16 protein-coding genes and 1 pseudogene are annotated in these 18,717 nt (G+C 52.4%); 11 read left to right on the forward strand and 6 right to left on the reverse strand.

Annotated elements, in window-relative coordinates; translation table 11 throughout:
• Window positions 1-8: 8 nt before the first annotated feature.
• Window positions 9-848: an aminoglycoside phosphotransferase family protein gene (locus tag HV350_RS13200; protein ID WP_181628663.1), complete on the reverse strand. Its 840-nt coding sequence runs from the start codon at window positions 846-848 to the stop codon at window positions 9-11.
• Window positions 849-1,038: 190 nt separating this feature from the next.
• Here HV350_RS13200 and HV350_RS13205 point away from each other — a divergent pair, with 190 nt between their 5' ends.
• A complete protein-coding gene (locus tag HV350_RS13205; protein WP_019076747.1) occupies window positions 1,039-1,830 on the forward strand; it encodes an MBL fold hydrolase in 792 nt (263 codons plus the stop codon).
• Window positions 1,831-1,852: 22 nt separating this feature from the next.
• Here the strand turns inward: HV350_RS13205 and HV350_RS13210 are convergent, their stop codons facing one another.
• Window positions 1,853-2,197 (reverse strand): DUF1294 domain-containing protein, encoded by a 345-nt coding sequence (locus HV350_RS13210; RefSeq protein WP_181628664.1) that lies wholly within the window; start codon window positions 2,195-2,197, stop codon window positions 1,853-1,855.
• A gap of 198 nt (window positions 2,198-2,395) precedes the next feature.
• Between HV350_RS13210 and HV350_RS13215 the strand changes: the two genes are divergently transcribed.
• The 3 genes and pseudogenes from HV350_RS13215 (at window position 2,396) to tus (ending at window position 5,344) form a co-directional block, all read left to right on the forward strand.
• Window positions 2,396-3,093 (forward strand): IS1-like element IS1A family transposase gene (locus tag HV350_RS13215; protein ID WP_103215986.1). Its coding sequence is split into 2 segments (ribosomal slippage): window positions 2,396-2,645 and window positions 2,645-3,093, totalling 699 coding nucleotides; the frame shifts between segments, so codons are not numbered across the junction.
• 6 nt (window positions 3,094-3,099) lie between these two features.
• Window positions 3,100-4,341: pseudogene (gene rstB / locus HV350_RS13220) on the forward strand (two-component system sensor histidine kinase RstB); the annotation flags it as partial.
• 73 nt (window positions 4,342-4,414) lie between these two features.
• Entirely contained in the window at window positions 4,415-5,344 is a 930-nt protein-coding gene (gene tus / locus HV350_RS13225) for a DNA replication terminus site-binding protein (RefSeq protein WP_181628666.1), read from the forward strand.
• On the opposite strand, the gene fumC is transcribed toward tus, so the two are convergent.
• Together fumC and fumB are read right to left on the reverse strand one after the other, a co-directional pair.
• On the reverse strand, window positions 5,341-6,744 hold the full coding sequence (gene fumC, locus HV350_RS13230; RefSeq protein ID WP_181628668.1) for a class II fumarate hydratase: 1,404 nt from the start codon (window positions 6,742-6,744) through the stop codon (window positions 5,341-5,343). The two genes, tus and fumC, sit on opposite strands and share 4 nt — an antisense overlap.
• A gap of 142 nt (window positions 6,745-6,886) precedes the next feature.
• Window positions 6,887-8,533: a class I fumarate hydratase gene (fumB, locus tag HV350_RS13235; protein ID WP_137352247.1), complete on the reverse strand. Its 1,647-nt coding sequence runs from the start codon at window positions 8,531-8,533 to the stop codon at window positions 6,887-6,889.
• 262 nt (window positions 8,534-8,795) lie between these two features.
• Between fumB and manA the strand changes: the two genes are divergently transcribed.
• Together manA and HV350_RS13245 are read left to right on the forward strand one after the other, a co-directional pair.
• A complete protein-coding gene (gene manA, locus HV350_RS13240; protein WP_141895135.1) occupies window positions 8,796-9,971 on the forward strand; it encodes a mannose-6-phosphate isomerase in 1,176 nt (391 codons plus the stop codon).
• Between the two features lie 106 nt (window positions 9,972-10,077).
• Complete coding sequence (locus tag HV350_RS13245; protein ID WP_029139531.1) at window positions 10,078-11,586, forward strand: YdgA family protein; 1,509 nt, start codon at window positions 10,078-10,080, stop codon at window positions 11,584-11,586.
• Between the two features lie 45 nt (window positions 11,587-11,631).
• On the opposite strand, the gene HV350_RS13250 is transcribed toward HV350_RS13245, so the two are convergent.
• On the reverse strand, window positions 11,632-12,660 hold the full coding sequence (locus HV350_RS13250) for a Mal regulon transcriptional regulator MalI (RefSeq protein WP_016153014.1): 1,029 nt from the start codon (window positions 12,658-12,660) through the stop codon (window positions 11,632-11,634).
• A gap of 169 nt (window positions 12,661-12,829) precedes the next feature.
• Here HV350_RS13250 and malX point away from each other — a divergent pair, with 169 nt between their 5' ends.
• The 3 genes from malX (at window position 12,830) to add (ending at window position 16,707) form a co-directional block, all read left to right on the forward strand.
• The gene (malX, locus tag HV350_RS13255) at window positions 12,830-14,422 is read left to right on the forward strand and encodes a maltose/glucose-specific PTS transporter subunit IIBC (protein ID WP_075848264.1); all 1,593 of its coding nucleotides are present in this window, start codon (window positions 12,830-12,832) and stop codon (window positions 14,420-14,422) included.
• A 10-nt stretch (window positions 14,423-14,432) separates the two neighbouring features.
• Window positions 14,433-15,605, forward strand: a complete 1,173-nt coding sequence (locus tag HV350_RS13260; RefSeq protein ID WP_019076740.1) for a MalY/PatB family protein — start codon at window positions 14,433-14,435, stop codon at window positions 15,603-15,605.
• 100 nt (window positions 15,606-15,705) lie between these two features.
• A complete protein-coding gene (gene add, locus HV350_RS13265; RefSeq protein WP_016156440.1) occupies window positions 15,706-16,707 on the forward strand; it encodes an adenosine deaminase in 1,002 nt (333 codons plus the stop codon).
• A 52-nt stretch (window positions 16,708-16,759) separates the two neighbouring features.
• Here the strand turns inward: add and HV350_RS13270 are convergent, their stop codons facing one another.
• Entirely contained in the window at window positions 16,760-17,800 is a 1,041-nt protein-coding gene (locus HV350_RS13270) for an oxidoreductase (RefSeq protein WP_016153010.1), read from the reverse strand.
• Window positions 17,801-18,041: 241 nt separating this feature from the next.
• Between HV350_RS13270 and blr the strand changes: the two genes are divergently transcribed.
• The gene (gene blr, locus HV350_RS13275) at window positions 18,042-18,167 is read left to right on the forward strand and encodes a division septum protein Blr (protein WP_019076739.1); all 126 of its coding nucleotides are present in this window, start codon (window positions 18,042-18,044) and stop codon (window positions 18,165-18,167) included.
• 293 nt (window positions 18,168-18,460) lie between these two features.
• On the forward strand, window positions 18,461-18,676 hold the full coding sequence (ydgT, locus tag HV350_RS13280) for a transcription modulator YdgT (RefSeq protein ID WP_003832804.1): 216 nt from the start codon (window positions 18,461-18,463) through the stop codon (window positions 18,674-18,676).
• Window positions 18,677-18,717 lie beyond the last annotated feature (41 nt).

The raw sequence follows: 18,717 nt of genomic DNA on the forward strand, positions 1-18,717 counted from the left end.
GTCGTAGATCAAAATTGATTACCCCCAAAAGCGAGTTCCGCGCTCGCTAACTCTGCGATGCGCAGGGGTATCGTGGCGCAGTCTCCTTCTTGCAGAAACCAGGCAGACGACAACCCACACCAGGCAATAATCCACATCAGCAAACGCTGCCGTTCAATCCTCGCGATTTCAGACACAATATTTACCCGTTGTGCGAATATTTCTGGCTCAATGGCGACAGGTTTGGTGGGATCGGCAAGATCGGGATTAGTAAAAATATTGGCGTAATCAAAGCCACGCTCGCCCACCAGCCCTTTAGGATCGATAGCCAGCCATCCTTTCGTTCCGAAATCAAGAATATTGCCGTGGTGTAAGTCACCGTGCAATACGACTTCATTCTGGGGAGAGGAGAGCAATACGTTTGCCACCTCTGCACAATGCGTCAGGATGCCGCCATGCTTTTTCGCGGCAGGAGCCAGATCGCGAAACCAATAAAGCAGCGGTGTTAACGCAGGCGTTGACGCATTCCGGGGGAGATGGAGTCGACTGGCTGCATGGCAAATAATGCGACAGGCCTGCGAATCATTGCCGGACCAGGACATGTCCGCTAAAGACCCCGCCCCTGTTGCACGTTCTAACAGAATCGCCCCTGCTGCATGAGCAAGCACTTTCGCAGCACCATTCCCGTTCCACCAGACCATTAGTTCGCAGCCGTTTCGTTCACTGTCATCGTCGGTGAGTTTGAGTATGGCTTTCTGACCATCTTTGGTCACCACGGGCAAAAGCTGTGATGTGTGCGTCTCAAACGGTTGGCCATCAGGAGTAAGTCCCCAATGGCTGAGCCAGGTGTTGAACAGACTATTTTCCAAACATTAACCTCATTTTTCGCCGGAAATGACCCTCGACAGGGACGGTGTAGACATTATTCCTGCTTTCTGCTGGTTGGGCCACAACGACCCACGCCCACCATCACTGGCTTATCGTGTAGAGCACTAAAGGGCACACCCTTGCGTATCGGTGTGCCATGCTGACTGTGTTTTTTCAATAGAGGAAGACACGATGATCACGTTATGCAAAGCCTGTGGAACATCCTATGAGGTGGCAGACGCCCTTCCTGAACATTGCGATATCTGCCAGGACGAACGTCAGTATGTTCCCGCGACCGGGCAGGAATGGGTCGATTTTGCCGCACTTTGTGCTTCGCACACAAATAAGTGGCGGCAACATGACAGCACCCTCCTCAGCATCCGCACCGTTCCTGGTTTTGCAATTGATCAACGGGCGTTTATTCTGCGTACTCCGGAAGGCAATATTTTATGGGACTGCATTGCCACGCTCGACGACGCCACAAAAATGCTAATAACGTCCCTGGGCGGGCTTAAGGCCATCGCGATTTCGCATCCTCATTACTACACCACCATGCAAGACTGGGCTGACGAATTTAACGCTCCCATTTATCTCCATGCCAACGACCGCAAGTGGGTAATGCGCGACAGCCCATGGATTAAATTTTGGGATGGCGACACCCTGGAACTGACACGCGACGTCAGTGTGATACGCCTCGGCGGACACTTTGCTGGCGGCTGCGTTCTGCACTGGGCGCGAGATGAAGGCGTGGTGCTTTCCGGCGATATCGTTCAGGTCACCCCTGGGGCGCATGCCGTCTCCTTTATGTGGAGCTACCCCAATATGTTGCCATTGCCAGCCGCAACGGTCAGCGACATTACCCACCGCCTGAGTACGGTGAAATTTAAGCAACTCTATGGCGCGTTTGAAGGGAAAGACATAACGAAAAATGCCGATGACATCGTGCAGCGCTCAGGTGAAAAGTATGTTTCCTGTCTCAAGTAAACAGGCTGCCTGTCACTGACGTTCACCAGGATGAAATGGGATAGAAATGATAGGCCGCTCCGATGACAGACACATTCACTATCACACTGATAATGAAGTAGGTTTTGAATGGCTGTTTTTGTGTTTTATGGTGAAAGAGTTGTTGGGCGGCTATCGCGCCACCCCACCCGCCAACAACGCCAAACAGCAGCAAAGTGGACTCCGGCACTCGGCGCCAGGCCCTGCGCGCTGCCATTTTATCCGCACCGTACATTGCCAACGTCAGTATGTTGGCGAGCAAAAACCATATAACAAAGGGATGCGAGGTGAAAATGCAGCCTAACGCCGTGAAAATGAGTAGTAAATAACAACAGCGATTGAAATTCATATTTTTATATCACAGCAATTTTGAGAGTATCGGTGAGCATTATATTATGTATTCGGTGATTTTTTATGAAGAAGCTGTTTGTACAGTTTTATCTCCTGCTGTTTGTCTGCTTTCTGGTGATGACCCTGCTGGTCGGCCTGGTCGGTGATGCTGCCAACTTACTGATTTAGTGTATGATGGTGTTTTTGAGGTGCTCCAGTGGCTTCTGTTTCTATCAGCTGTCCCTCCTGTTCAGCTACTGACGGGGTGGTGCGTAACGGCAAAAGCACCGCCGGACATCAGCGCTATCTCTGCTCTCACTGCCGTAAAACATGGCAACTGCAGTTCACTTACACCGCTTCTCAACCCGGTACGCACCAGAAAATCATTGATATGGCCATGAATGGCGTTGGATGCCGGGCAACTGCCCGCATTATGGGCGTTGGCCTCAACACGATTTTACGTCACTTAAAAAACTCAGGCCGCAGTCGGTAACCTCGCGCATACAGCCGGGCAGTGACGTCATCGTCTGCGCGGAAATGGACGAACAGTGGGGCTATGTCGGGGCTAAATCGCGCCAGCGCTGGCTGTTTTACGCGTATGACAGGCTCCGGAAGACGGTTGTTGCGCACGTATTCGGTGAACGCACTATGGCGACGCTGGGGCGTCTTATGAGCCTGCTGTCACCCTTTGACGTGGTGATATGGATGACGGATGGCTGGCCGCTGTATGAATCCCGCCTGAAGGGAAAGCTGCACGTAATCAGCAAGCGATATACGCAGCGAATTGAGCGGCATAACCTGAATCTGAGGCAGCACCTGGCACGGCTGGGACGGAAGTCGCTGTCGTTCTCAAAATCGGTGGAGCTGCATGACAAAGTCATCGGGCATTATCTGAACATAAAACACTATCAATAAGTTGGAGTCATTACCGGCCTGGTCTATAAATTCACCGCAGAGCGCGCAGGCAGACAATCGCTCGACGATTTAATGAAAAGCTCGTTATACCTGATGCGCAGCGAGCTTCGCGAGATCCCGCCACGTGACTGGGGTAAAACGCTGAAGGAGATGGATTTGAACCTCTCCTTTGACCTGCGCGTTGAACCGCTAAATAAGTACACGCTGGACGTTCAAACAATGCAACGTTTGCGCGAAGGCGATATCGTGGCGCTTGACGATCAGTACACATTTATTCAACGGATCCCACGCAGCCATTACGTGCTGGCCGTCGGCCCGCTTCCCTATCTCTATTTTCTCCATCAAATGCGCTTGCTGGACATCGCGTTGATGGCGTTTATTGCTATCTCGCTGGCCTTTCCGGTACTTATCTGGATGCGTCCGCACTGGCAGGAAATGCTGCGACTGGAAGCTGCTGCACAGCGTTTTGGGGAAGGACATCTGGGCGAACGCCTCCATTTTGACAGCGGTTCCAGCTTTGAGCGATTGGGTATCGCGTTTAACCAGATGGCAGACAATATCAATGCGCTAATCGCCAGTAAGAAACAACTTATCGATGGCATTGCCCATGAGCTTCGTACCCCACTGGTACGCCTACGTTATCGTCTGGAAATGAGTGATAACCTCACCGCGCAGGAATCCCAGGCGCTGAATCGCGATATTGGTCAACTGGAAGGGTTAATCGAAGAATTACTGACCTATGCCCGGCTGGACCGCCCGCAAAATGAACTGAAGCTCAGCGTACCAGACCTGGCCGTTTGGCTGACAACCCATCTGGAGGATGTGCAAAGCGTAAACCCTGAGCGTGCGGTGCGCTTACGCCATCTTAATATTGGTGACTACGGCGCGCTGGATATGCGCCTGATGGAGCGCGTACTGGATAATCTACTGAATAACGCCCTGCGCTATTGCCAGTCTACGGTGCAAGCGAGCCTGTTATTGAATGGCAATCAGGCGACGCTGGTTGTGGAAGATGACGGTCCCGGTATTGCTCCAGACGCCCGCGAACAGGTTTTTGAACCGTTTGTACGCCTTGACCCCAGCCGTGACCGGGCGACCGGTGGTTGCGGGCTTGGGCTAGCCATTGTTCACTCGATCGCATTGGCTATGGGCGGTACGGTCGTCTGTGATGAAAGTGAACTCGGCGGCGCCCGCTTTTGTTTCAGTTGGCCCGTCTGGCATAACATTCCTGAAATTTCAGCTGCCTGACCCATTCGGCTCGGTGGTCAAATGGTGGAGGTTGTGCTATAAAAAAGTATGTTGTAACTAAAATGGTAAATCTATGGCCCGTTACGATCTCGTCGACCGCCTGAACGGCACCTTCCGCCAGATGGAGCAAGAGCTGGCGCTTCTGAACGACAATCTGTTGCAGCAGACGCTGCTGATTGCGCGCGTCTTCTCGTTACCGGAAGTGGCCAAAGAGGCAGAGCATGCCCCACTGCAGAACATTGATGTTAAGCAACATTTAGGTAAAGAGGCTGAAACGCTGGCGCTACGCCACTATCGTCATCTGTTTATCCAGCAACAGTCCGAGAATCGTAGCAGTAAAGCGGCCGTCCGCCTGCCAGGCGTACTGTGTTATCAGGTAGATAACGCAGTTCAGCGCGCTCTGGAAGAGCAAATACAGCGTATTAACCAGCTAAAAACCACCTTCGAGCGCATTGTCACGGTGGAATCAGGGCTGGCACCGGCAGCGCGTTTCGAATGGGTGCATCGCCACCTGCCGGGACTGATTACGCTGAATGCCTATCGTACGCTCACCCTTGTCAGAGAGCCTGCCACCCTGCGATTTGGCTGGGCCAACAAACACATTATTAAAAATCTGAAACGCGATGAAGTACTACAGCAACTGGAAAAAAGCCTGACGTCGCCGCGCAGCGTACATCCCTGGACGCGGGAAGAGTGGCAGGCGAAGCTTGAACGGGAATATCAGGATGTCGCCGCCCTGGGCCAGCAGGCGCGCCTGAAGATTAAACGGCCGGTAAAAGTGCAGCCCATCGCCCGCGTCTGGTACAAAGGAGAACAAAAGCAGGTGCAATATGCCTGCCCGACGCCCTTGATCGCGTTGCTCAACAATGAAAACGGCATGACCGTACCAGATATCGGCGAGTTACTGAATTATGATGCCGATAATGTTCAGCATCGTTTTAAACCTCAGGCGCAGCCGTTGAGATTGATTATTCCCCGGCTGCACCTGTACGTTGCGGATTAACTGCATGGCCGCATACTGCCAACCATCAGTTCCGGGCGTACCCAGTTGTCAAACTCCGCTTCGGTTAGATACCCCAGCGCCAGGGCGGAAGCTTTTAACGTCAGCCCCTCTTTGTGCGCCTTTTTGGCAATTTCAGCGGCTTTATCATAACCGATATGGGTATTGAGCGCGGTCACCAGCATTAGCGACTCGTTGAGCAGTTGATCGATTCGTTCACGATTGGGCTCGATCCCTGTCGCGCAGTGCTCGTTAAAGCTTTCCATACCGTCAGCCAGCAGACGCACCGACTGCAGGAAATTGTGGATGACCATTGGTCGGTAAACGTTGAGCTCAAAATTACCTGACGCTCCGCCCATGTTGATGGCGACATCGTTGCCCATTACCTGACAGCAAAGCATGGTGAGCGCTTCACACTGGGTAGGATTGACCTTACCCGGCATAATGGAGCTGCCCGGTTCATTTTCTGGAATCGAAATTTCGCCAATCCCGCAACGCGGACCGGATGCCAGCCAGCGCACATCGTTGGCGATTTTCATCAGCGATGCCGCCAGCCCTTTTAGCGCGCCGTGGGCGTGAACCAGAGCATCGCAGGTGGCTAGCGCTTCAAATTTATTCGGTGCGGAAACGAACGGCGCACAGGTAATGTCCCGCAATTCATCCGCGACCCGACGGGCATATTCCGGATGCGTGTTCAGTCCGGTCCCTACCGCGGTTCCCCCCAGCGCCAGTTCCGCCACGTGGGGTAAGCTGTTTTCAATGTGTCTGAGGTTATGTTCAAGCATTGCCACCCAGCCGGAAATCTCCTGGCCAAGCGTAAGCGGGGTTGCATCTTGCAGATGTGTACGACCAATTTTGACGATATCCGCGAAAGCGTGTGATTTATCACTGAGCGTTTTGGTTAAGACATTTAACTGCGGGATCAGTGAGTTACGCAGCGCCAGCAGAGCGGCAACGTGCATTGCGGTCGGGAACACATCATTCGAGCTTTGGCTTTTATTTACATCATCGTTGGGGTGAACTTTCCGTTCCATCCCCCGCACGCCGCCCAGCAACTCGCTGGCCCGGTTTGCCAGCACCTCGTTCATGTTCATATTGCTTTGCGTACCTGACCCGGTTTGCCAGATGGCCAGCGGAAACTCATCGCGGTGTTTATCCGCCAACACCTCATCTGCGGCCTGCATAATAGCCCTGGCTTTATCCTCCGCCAGCAGCCCGAGATCCTGGTTAACCTTTGCTGCGGCGCGTTTCGTCAGCGCCAGCGCATGGATCAGCGAGACCGGCATTTTCTCCGTAGAGATACGAAAATGCTCCAGCGAACGTTGGGTTTGCGCGCCCCAAAGCTTATCGGCTGGAACATCAATCGCCCCCATTGAATCATTCTCGCGGCGTACCGTTACCATTACCTGCTCCTTACATTAACAATTGATTAGGTTATGTTTCGACATTGCCCATTTGCATTGGTCTTATGAGTATTAACGAGGATTAATCTGTCGTTTGGTGGTTCGTGCGGTAAAAAAAAACCGCCCCGAAGGGCGGCTGACGTTACTTAACGCAGCGTGCGCACTGCGACGTCTGAATCTGCTTGAAGAAATCGTTGCCTTTGTCATCCACCAGGATAAACGCCGGGAAATCTTCCACTTCAATTTTCCAGATGGCTTCCATCCCCAGTTCAGGGTATTCCACACATTCCAGACTCTTGATACTGCCCTGGGCCAGCACCGCTGCCGGGCCGCCGATACTGCCTAAGTAGAAGCCGCCATGCTTATGACAGGCATCGGTCACCTGCTGGCTGCGGTTGCCTTTCGCCAGCATGATCATGCTGCCACCTGCGGACTGAAGCTGGTCAACATACGAGTCCATACGCCCTGCCGTGGTTGGTCCAAGCGAACCAGAGGCATAGCCTTCCGGCGTTTTCGCCGGGCCAGCGTAATAGATCGGATGATCTTTAACATACTGCGGCAAACTTTCACCGTTATCCAGACGTTCTTTCAGTTTCGCATGCGCAATATCACGGCCAACAATAATGGTACCGTTAAGCGACAGACGTGTAGAAACCGGGTACTGCGACAGCTGAGCCAGGATCTCTTTCATCGGACGATTGAGGTCAACGCGTACCGCTTCGCCTTCTCCCGCCTGGCGCAACTCTTCTGGTATATATTTGCCAGGATTATGCTCCAGTTTTTCGATCCAGATACCTTCACGGTTGATCTTAGCTTTGATATTTCGATCGGCTGAGCAAGAAACGCCCATACCAACCGGACACGACGCACCGTGACGCGGCAGGCGGATCACGCGGATATCATGAGCGAAATATTTCCCGCCGAACTGCGCGCCCAGCCCCAAATTTTGTGCCTCAATCAGCAGCTCTTTTTCCAGCTCCACATCGCGGAATGCCTGACCATGTTCATTACCTTCGGTCGGCAGCTCATCGTAATATTTAGCCGACGCCAGTTTCACCGTTTTCAGCGTGGCTTCCGCTGACGTTCCACCGATCACAAACGCAATGTGATACGGCGGACAGGCCGCTGTTCCCAGCGTTCGCATTTTCTCAACCAGGTAATTTTTTAATTTGCCCGGCGTGAGCAGCGCTTTGGTCTCCTGGTACAGATAGGTTTTGTTCGCCGAACCACCGCCTTTGGCAATACACAGGAATTTGTATTCATCGCCATCGACGGTATACAAATCTATCTGTGCCGGCAGGTTGGTACCGGTGTTCACCTCTTTATACATATCCAGCGCGGCGTTTTGTGAATAGCGCAGGTTGTCTTCGATGTAGGTGTTATACACACCGCGCGCCAGCGCAGCTTCATCCCCGCCGCCAGTCCAGACGTGCTGACCTTTTTTACCCACGATAATCGCGGTGCCGGTGTCCTGACAGGTCGGCAAAATACCTTTTGCCGCAATATCAGAGTTCCGCAGGAATTGCAGGGCCACGTATTTGTCGTTTTCGCTGGCCTCCGGGTCACGCAGAATGTCGGCCACCTGCTGCTGATGCGCAGGACGCAGCATAAACGATGCATCATGGAAGGCCTGACGAGCCAGCAGCGTTAAGGCTTGCGGCGCGACTTTAACGATCTCCTGCCCTTCAAATTCGGCAACGGAGACATGGTCGCTGGTCAGCAGATAGTATTCGGTATCATCCTTTTTGAGGGGGAAAGGATGCTGATAATGAAAGGGTTTGTTTGACATTGTGCTCTCACTTACTGCTCGGTCTGGTTATTCTCTGGGCAGATGTTCCATTGCCCTGCTTCCCTGCCGCAGGTCGGGTTGTAGAAGGAAAGGCTTTCTGCAACCGGAATTACTCAGGGTATTAAAAGCGAGTCACCATATCCTACACAATTTTTTAACAAAAACTGAGACAAGTACGACTTTTTACATGTGCAGGTTACTTCGCTCAGGGTTTCTTGGTTTAATAGCCGTAGAAAATTCCACATTGAAACAGGGCTTGAGAATGCAAAAACTCATCAACTCAGTGCAGAACTACGCCTGGGGAAGTAAAACTGCGTTAACGGAACTTTATGGGATTGCCAACCCCACTCAGCAACCGATGGCTGAGCTGTGGATGGGCGCGCATCCGAAAAGCAGTTCGCAGGTTCTGGACGCTAACGGCCAGACGGTCGCTCTGCGTGATGTCATCGAACACGATAAATCCGCACTGTTAGGCGATGCCGTTGCGAAACGCTTTGGTGAACTGCCTTTCCTGTTTAAAGTGCTGTGCGCCGCGCAACCTCTTTCGATTCAGGTTCATCCTAACAAGCACAACTCTGAAATCGGATTTGCCAAAGAAAACGCGGCGGGGATCCCGATGGATGCCGCCGAGCGCAATTACAAAGATCCTAACCACAAACCGGAACTGGTTTTTGCTTTGACACCGTTCCTGGCGATGAACGCATTCCGCGAGTTCTCTGACATCGTCGCATTGTTACAACCGGTTTCCGCCGCGCATCCGGCTATTGCGCATTTCCTGCAGGAACCGAGCGCGGAACGTCTGAGCTATCTTTTCGCCAGCTTGCTGAATATGCAGGATGAGGAGAAATCCCATGCGCTGGCGATCCTGAAATCGGCGCTGAACAGCCAGCAGGGTGAACCGTGGCAAACCATTCGCCTGATCGCCGATTTCTATCCGAATGACAGCGGGCTCTTCTCCCCGCTGCTGCTCAATGTGGTGAAACTCAATCCTGGCGAAGCGATGTTCTTATTTGCCGAAACCCCACACGCCTACCTGCAAGGTGTGGCGCTGGAGGTAATGGCTAACTCGGACAACGTGCTGCGCGCCGGACTGACGCCAAAATACATTGATATCCCGGAGCTGGTCGCCAACGTTAAGTTTGTCGCCAAGCCAGCCAATCAGCTGCTGACCACGCCAGTTAAGACTGACAGCGAACTGGACTTCCCCATTCCGGTCGACGATTTCGCGTTCTCCTTGCATGATCTGACCGCCAATGGCGCAGATATCAACCAGCAAAGTGCGGCCATTTTGTTCTGCATCGAAGGTGAAGCCGTGCTGAGCAAGGGCGAGCAGCGTCTGGTGCTGCAGCCGGGTGAGTCGGCCTTTATTAGCGCGAATGAATCGCCGGTAAACGTCAGCGGCACGGGCCGTTTAGCTCGGGTTTATAACAAGCTGTAGCAAGATACTGATATTTTTAACAACTCTTGCTAAGCTGTAGTGAGTTAAAGACATGTCACTCCTCCAGGCGTCTTCAAACGCCTGGTTTTATTTTATGGATATCAAAATGAAAAAATCGCTGGTAGCTGCGGGTGTGGTGGTTGCACTGGGTATCGTCTGGACGGGCGGCGCCTGGTACACAGGAAAGAAACTCGAAACGCATCTCGCCGAGATGGTGACGCAGGCAAACGATCAGTTAAAACGCTACTCCCCAGAGGCGGGCATTGAACTGAGTTATCAAAACTACCAGCGCGGCGTGTTCAATAGCCAACTGCAGTTGGTGGTGAAACCTGTCGCCGGTCAGGCAGATTCCTGGCTGAAACCGGGACAAAGCATCGTCCTGAATGAAACCGTTGATCACGGTCCTTTCCCGCTGGCTCAGCTGAAATCACTGAATCTTGTTCCGGCAATGGCCTCCGTGAAAACGACGCTGGTCAATAACGACGTGACGAAACCGCTGTTTGATATTGCCAAAGGTGAGACGCCATTCATCATTAATTCCCGTATTGGCTACAGTGGGGATACCCGTTCCGATCTCTCCCTCAAACCGCTGAACTACGAGAAAGGCGACGAAAAAGTGGCCTTTAGCGGCGGGGAGTTCCAGTTTACGGCAGATAAGGATGGTAATGCGGTGTCGCTGACTGGCGAGGCGCAAAGTGGCCTGGTTAATGCCGTCAATGAGTATGATCAGAAAGTACAAGTTACTTTCAATAACCTGAAAACTGAAGGTTCCAGCAGTATCGCAAGCTTTGGTGAGCGCATCGGCGATCAGAAATTGTCCCTCGAAAAACTGTCGATTTCAGTTGAGGGCAAAGAGTTGGCGGTGCTGGAAGGCATGGGTATCGATGGCAAATCCGATCTGATTAACGATGGCAAAACCGTCAACAGCCAGTTGGATTACACCCTGAACAGCCTTAAATTGCAGGGCCAGGATATGGGGAGCGGTAAGCTGACGTTGAAAGTTGGCCAGATTGACGGTGAAGCACTGCACCAGTTCAGCCAGCAGTACAGCGCCCAAACCAAAGCGCTGATGGCGCAGATTGATGTGGTCCAAAATCCTGAGCTTTATCAGCAGAAAGTCACCGAAGCCTTCTTTAATGCGCTACCGATTCTGATGAAAGGCGAACCGGTTGTCACCATTGCTCCACTGAGCTGGAAGAATGCAAAAGGTGAAACCACATTTAATCTGTCACTGCTGCTAAAAGATCCGACAGCAAACACGGTGGAGCCGCAAACGCTGGCCCAGGAAGTGGATCGTTCCGTCAAATCGCTGGATGCGAAACTGACCATCCCTGTCGATATGGCGACTGAGTTCATGACGCAAATTGCCAAACTGGAAGGATATCAGCAGGAAGAAGCGGCTGGTCTGGCGAAGCAACAGGTTAATGGCCTGGCGGCGATGGGTCAGATGTTCCGCATTACGACTTTGCAGGACAACGTTATCGGCACCAGCCTGCAATACGCAAACGGCCAGGTGACGCTGAACGGACAAAAAATGCCGCTGGATGAGTTTGTTGGTATGTTCGGTATGCCTTCTCTTACACAGCCGGATGCCCCTGCCATCCCGCAACAATAATCACTCGTCGGTGACAGGCCCGATAACAGTGTTTATCGGGCTTTTTTATTTCGCCGCCACCAGACGAGCGGAAAGCGTCAGATTGCGTGAATGACCTTCATCGTGGGCAATGCGTTGTAGCATACGTTCAGCAAGGGTGTATCCCATTTCCCGTGCGGGCGAACAGGCCCAGGTAATCGGGATATCGTCCAACGCGTTTTCCGCCACATCAGCGAATCCGGCCAACGATATTTGCTGTTCGAAATAGCGATCGACACCAATTTCACCACTCTGACGTCCTGCTCTCATCAGGCCAAACCAGGCGCCTATGGCGATTATTTCGTTGTAGCACACCACCGCGCTGATCGTGGGATTGCGGCGTAACAGCGCCGTTACCTCTTCTGCGGCCTGCTTCTGGCTGGATGAACACTCCAACACCCAGTCGCTATGAAACGGTAAACCATATTTTAGTAAGGTTGCACAATAACCGCCGACGCGCTCTGCGCGAGTCAATGAAGAACTCTGCCCGCCCAGCCATGCAATACGCTGGTGTCCGTGGCGGATAAGATGTTCAACCAGTAACTGTGCAGCCTGCATGTTATCGGGCCTGACGGTGTCTGCGTCATCCATGTAGCTGGCGCGTGATGCAAATACCACCGGGATCCCTTTATCAGCGGCCAACTGTTGCAGTGCATCACTGCTACCGGCGGCCCCGGCAATGACCACGCCATCCACCCCCTGGTTGAGTAACATCGCGAAACGCTGCGCCAGCTGCTCCCCATCTTTACCGCCGTGCAGTAAGAAGACCATGCGCCCCTGCGCTTCTAACGCTTCCGTCAGACCTGCCGTCAGCTCGGCGTAAAACGGCGTTGAAAGATCGCGTACAATCAAACCAACTACTCCGCTCTGCCCGCCGCGCAGCGCTGATGCCTGGCGGTTACGCACAAACCCCAGTTGCTCAATAGCAGCATTCACCCGCTCCCCAGTCGCTGATGAAATTCGCCCTTTTCCACTGAGCACCAATGAGACGGTGCTGACCGAAACCCCCGCAGCCAGCGCAACATCATGGATGGTTATTTTTTTGGCTATAGCCATAAAAACAGAAAACTCCCTGATAACGTGACAGATAAAACGTTTTATCAATCACTTATATTTATACCCCCTATTATCGTTCGATAATGTGATTTATACCGCACTAAAATTAGGTAAAACGTTTTATCTTCTCGCCATCATTAGTCAGCTAGCCTTTACAAGGAGTCGTTTGATGACGGCGAGAACCACACCAAAAATAACGTTATGGGAATTTTTCCAGCAGTTGGGCAAAACCTTTATGCTGCCTGTAGCGCTGCTCTCATTTTGCGGGATCATGTTGGGGATCGGCAGCTCGTTGAGTAGCCATGATGTCTTGACGCTGATCCCAGCGTTGGGGAATCCGCTGCTGCAGGCCATCTTTACCTGGATGAGTAAAGTTGGATCATTTGCGTTTAGCTTCCTGCCAGTCATGTTCTGTATTGCCATTCCTCTGGGCCTGGCGCGCGAGAACAAAGGCGTTGCGGCGTTTGCCGGTTTTGTCGGTTATGCGGTCATGAACCTCGCCGTCAATTTCTGGTTAACCGCCAAAGGTATCTTACCCACCACAGATGCGGCGATCCTGAAAGCCAACAACGTGCAAAACATTCTGGGGATCCAGTCGATCGACACCGGGATCCTCGGTGCCGTTATTGCCGGGATCATTGTCTGGATGCTGCATGAACGCTTCCACAACATTCGTCTGCCGGATGCGCTGGCGTTTTTCGGTGGTACGCGCTTTGTGCCTATCATCTCCTCGGTGGTGATGGGATTGGTCGGGCTGGTCATTCCCTTGATTTGGCCGGTTTTCGCCATGGGCATTACCGGACTCGGTCACATCATCAATAGCGCGGGGGAATTTGGTCCTATGCTGTTTGGTACCGGTGAACGTCTGTTGCTGCCTTTTGGCCTGCACCATATTCTGGTGGCACTCATTCGCTTCACCGAAGCTGGCGGCACACAGGAAGTCTGCGGCCATAGCGTGAGCGGCGCACTGACTATTTTCCAGGCTCAACTGAGCTGCCCGACAACGCAAGGTTTCTCTGAAAGCGCAACACGTTTCCTGTCCCAGGGTAAAATGCCGGCGTTCCTCGGCGGTTTACCGGGTGCGGCATTAGCCATGTACCACTGCGCACGCCCTGAAAATCGTCATAAAATTAAAGGGTTATTAATTTCTGGTCTGATTGCCTGTGTCATCGGCGGTACAACCGAACCACTTGAGTTCTTATTCCTGTTCGTCGCTCCGGTTCTGTATGTAATCCACGCCCTGCTAACCGGTCTTGGCTTCACCGTGATGGCGGTGCTTGGCGTCACTATCGGTAACACTGACGGTAACCTGATTGACTTCGTGGTGTTCGGCATCCTGCACGGATTGTCCACCAAGTGGTACCTGGTCCCTGTTGTCGCGGCTATCTGGTTTGCGGTGTACTACGTGATCTTCCGCTTCGCCATCACGCGTTTCAATTTGAAGACGCCGGGCCGTGAAGTCGAAATTGCCAGCAATATCGAAAAAGTAATGGCCGGAGCGCCTGGTAAATCAGGTTACAACGTCCCTGCTATTCTGGCGGCGCTGGGCGGCGCAGAAAACATTGTCAGCCTGGATAATTGCATCACCCGTCTGCGCTTGTCAGTGAAAGATATGTCGCTTGTTAACGTACAGGCTCTGAAGGACAATCGTGCCATTGGCGTAGTACAACTCAATCAGCATAACCTTCAGGTCGTTATCGGTCCGCAGGTCCAGTCAGTGAAAGACGAGATCGCGGTTCTGATGAACACCGTACAGGCTTAAGGACAACAATATGTTTGATTTTTCAAAGGTTGTGGACAGGCACGGTACCTGGTGTACTCAGTGGGATTACGTTGCCGACCGTTTTGGTTCAGCCGACCTGCTGCCATTCACCATCTCCGATATGGATTTTGCCACCGCACCTTGCATTCTGGAGGCGCTGACTCAGCGCCTGTCACATGGCGTGTTGGGTTACAGCCGCTGGAAAAACGATGAGTTTCTGGCGGCGATAAGCCACTGGTTTCTTTCGCGGCATAACACTCAAATAGATCCTCAGTCGCTGGTATATGGCCCCTCGGTCATCTATATGGTGTCGGAGTTGATCCGCCAGTGGTCATCCGTGGGCGATGCGGTGGTTATCCATACTCCGGCGTACGATGCGTTTTACAAAGCGATTGAAGGTAATCAGCGACAGGTACGCGCAGTCGGACTGGAAAAACGCGCCGACGGCTGGTTTTGTGACATGGTTGCGCTGGAGAAAGCCCTGTCTCGACCTGAAAGCAAAATTCTTCTGCTTTGCAGCCCACAAAACCCAACGGGTAAAGTGTGGACGCGCGACGAGCTGGAAGCCATGGCAGAACTGTGTCAGCGCCATGGTGTAAAAGTTATCTCCGATGAGATTCATATGGATATGGTATGGTCAGACCGGCCGCACATCCCGTGGAGTAACGTCGCGCGCGGCAGTTGGGCACTGCTCACTTCCGGCTCAAAGAGTTTTAATATTCCGGCATTAACCGGGGCTTACGGACTCATTGAAGATGCTCAAAGCCGCAACGATTACCTCAGCGCGTTAAAAGGCCGCGATGGTCTTTCCTCGCCTGCGGTGCTGGCGCTTAGCGCACATATTGCCGCTTATCAACAGGGTGCAAGCTGGCTTGATGCGCTGCGCGATTATCTTGCCAGCAATCTGCATTACGTTGCGCGTGAGCTTAATGCCGCATTCCCCGAACTCAACTGGCAGATTCCTCAATCCACCTATCTGGCATGGATTGACCTGCGTCCGCTCAATATTGATGACCATGCCTTGCAGGATGTTCTCATCCACCAGCAGAAAGTGGCTATCATGCCGGGATACACCTACGGAGAAGAAGGTCGCGGTTTTGTACGTCTCAATGCCGGATGCCCAAGATCCAAGCTTGAAAAAGGCGTTCAGGGGCTGATTAACGCCATCCGTTCTGTACGCTAATTAAGTTTGCGCAATGAAATTATTCATTGCGCAACATAGCTTTTTATCCCGATTTTTTCATATAATACGACGCACTTTACCTAAATACACGAGTGCGACCATGATTGATACTTCCCTCCCCCTGACCGACGTCCATCGCCACCTTGATGGTAACATCCGTGCCCAAACGATCCTGGATCTGGGTCGTCAGTTCAATTTAACGCTTCCGGCACAAACGCTGGAAACGCTGATCCCTCATGTGCAAGTCACATCAACTGAGCCGGATTTAGTGAGCTTTTTATCCAAGCTCGACTGGGGCGTGAAGGTACTGGCCTCGCTGGATGCTTGTCGCCGCGTGGCATTTGAGAATATTGAGGATGCTGCACGTAACGGCCTGCACTATGTAGAATTACGTTTTTCACCCGGCTATATGGCGATGGCGCATCAGCTCCCGGTTGCGGGCGTGGTTGAAGCCGTCATTGCCGGCGTACGCGAGGGCTGCAAGACCTTTGGCGTCGAAGCTCGCTTAATTGGCATTATGAGCCGTACCTTCGGCGAAACCGCCTGCCTGCAGGAACTGGATGCGCTGTTAGCCCACCGTGACCATATTACGGCGCTGGATCTGGCGGGTGACGAACTGGGTTTCCCGGGCAGTCTGTTCCTGTCGCATTTCAATCAGGCGCGCGACGCCGGCTGGCGTATTACTGTGCATGCGGGCGAAGCCGCGGGACCAGAAAGTATCTGGCAGGCCATCAAAGAGCTGGGCGCAGAACGTATAGGTCACGGCGTTAAAGCCGTTGAAGATCGTGCGTTGATGGATTACCTCGCCGAACACCGTATCGGCATCGAATCCTGCCTGACATCGAACATTCAGACCAGCACCGTCGCCTCTCTGGCAACCCACCCGCTAAAAACATTCCTTGAGCATGGCGTTTTAGCCAGCTTGAATACGGACGATCCGGCGGTACAGGGTGTGGATATTATTCACGAGTACACCATTGCCGCGCCAGCGGCAGGACTCACGCGCGAACAGATCCGTCAGGCGCAAATCAACGGCCTGGAAATGGCATTTCTGAGTAACGAAGAAAAACGTGCCCTGCGCGAGAAAGTCGCCGCAGCGTGACGGTTAAAGTGCCGGATGAGATGCTGAGCATCACCATCCGGCATTTGCCTAATCAGGCAAGGCACAGCGTCGAGCGATGTTTCGCAGATTCAAGACCCAGCTCAATCAGCTCCATGATTTGAATAGCTTGTCTCGCCGGTACCGGGTTTTCACCATGACCATTTAGCGCATCACGAATGCCAGCATAGTACGCCGGGTAATTACCCGGTACAGTCAGCCAGGTCTCTTCAACCTGCTCTTCGCCTTCTATTCGCGTCAACACGCCATCGCGCATGTCATAACCCCAGTCTTCCTGAGGCAGTCGCTCGCCATTTTTCAGGCGCTCTTCCTGCGGGTCAAGACCATACTTCACATAGCTGCCACGCGATCCGTGCACGATATAACGGGCCGACTCAGCGGCAGCGAGCATGGTGCCGTGCAGAATCACACGACGCTGCGGGTAAGTCAGGATGGCATGGAAGTAATCCGTCGCTTGCGCACCTGGGCGGAGCTGAGCCAGATCTACCGTCATGCTGACGGGCAAACCAAACAGGTTAATCGCCTGATCCAGAAGATGCGGAGCTAAATCATACCAGATGCCGCTTCCCGGCCCCCCCTGTTCACGCCAGCGGTCACGAACCTGCGGGCGGAATCGATCGAAATGGGATTCGAAATACGCCACCTCCCCCAAAACGCCATCCGCCAGCAGGGCTTTCAACGTCAGAAAATCACTGTCCCAACGGCGGTTATGGAAAACGGACAGCACACGGCCAAGGCTACGCGCCAACGCATCCAGTTCGCGTGCTTGTGACAGTGTCACGGTGAAAGGCTTATCAACAACCACATGTTTGCCCGCTTCCAGCGCAGCCTTCGCTAACGGGAAGTGAGTGTCATTAGGCGTGGGGATCACAATCAGGTCGATATTCGGATCGTTAAAAAGGTGTTTAGGCTCAGCAACAACCGCCACCGTTGGCCAGTCTGCCTTCACTTTTGCTTCATCACTACTGGAAACCGCAGCCAGTTCGAGGCCCGGTGTGCCCACAATCAGGGGGGCATGGAAGGTTTTACTGGCGTAACCATAGCCAATTAGCCCAACGCGGATGTTGTCACTCATGTTATAGCCTCTCAATTCAGGACTGACCTATTTCACACCATACCCTGCAACGTCTCAATAGTTTAATAACCATTGCGCTACAAAGGTTGTTTATTAACTTAAGTCAAACATATGCCACTTATGCTTAACTTGCAGCGAAAAAGAGGGAGAAATCGTTCCCAATTATCTTGCTGTATTATTGAGAGATTAGTAACATTTGCAGCCTGTGTTTATGGATAAATCAAAGCAAATGTCATCAGTAATGAATCGTCTTATTGAATTAGCAGGTTGGATTGTTCTCACCGTCTCTGTGATCCTGCTGGGTGTTGCCAATCATATTGACAATTACCAGCCACCGGAGCCCGTTGCTGCTGTGCAGAAGAAATAAGCATCTGCAGTCCCTTATAACCCGGCAATTAACATCGAGTAACGGCAGGGTTTGGCTGCAAAAGATCGAATTTTGTCAAAAAAAGAGAATAATGCCGCATCCCACTCCGGTGCATATTGCCTGCTGTAGCGAAGCGCGTTACCCTTACCGCAGGTGCGCATAGCGCCTGCTTTTCCACAGGTATGAACACTCTTCTCACATTTGCGCGTCAATCCGCTTTTACCTGTGCATGTTGTTTATTATTTATATTTACTACTCCGTTGGTATTATTTTATTAATATGGATTTCCATTTATGACTGTTCAGGATTACTTATTAAAATTCCGCAAAATCAGTTCACTCGAAAGTCTGGAAAAACTGTTCGACCATCTTAACTACACACTCACCGACGATAGCGACATTATCAATATGTATCGCGCTGCAGACCATCGCCGTGCGGAGCTTATCTCAGGAGGTCGTCTGTTTGATGTTGGTCAGGTACCCAAATCAGTCTGGCATTACGTGCAATAAAGAAGAAAGTAGCGCTCAACGTTAAAAGCTTTATAATAATT

This window comes from Citrobacter sp. RHBSTW-01013, assembly GCF_013781985.1.
In the GTDB taxonomy this organism is placed as follows: Bacteria; Pseudomonadota; Gammaproteobacteria; order Enterobacterales; family Enterobacteriaceae; genus Citrobacter; species Citrobacter braakii.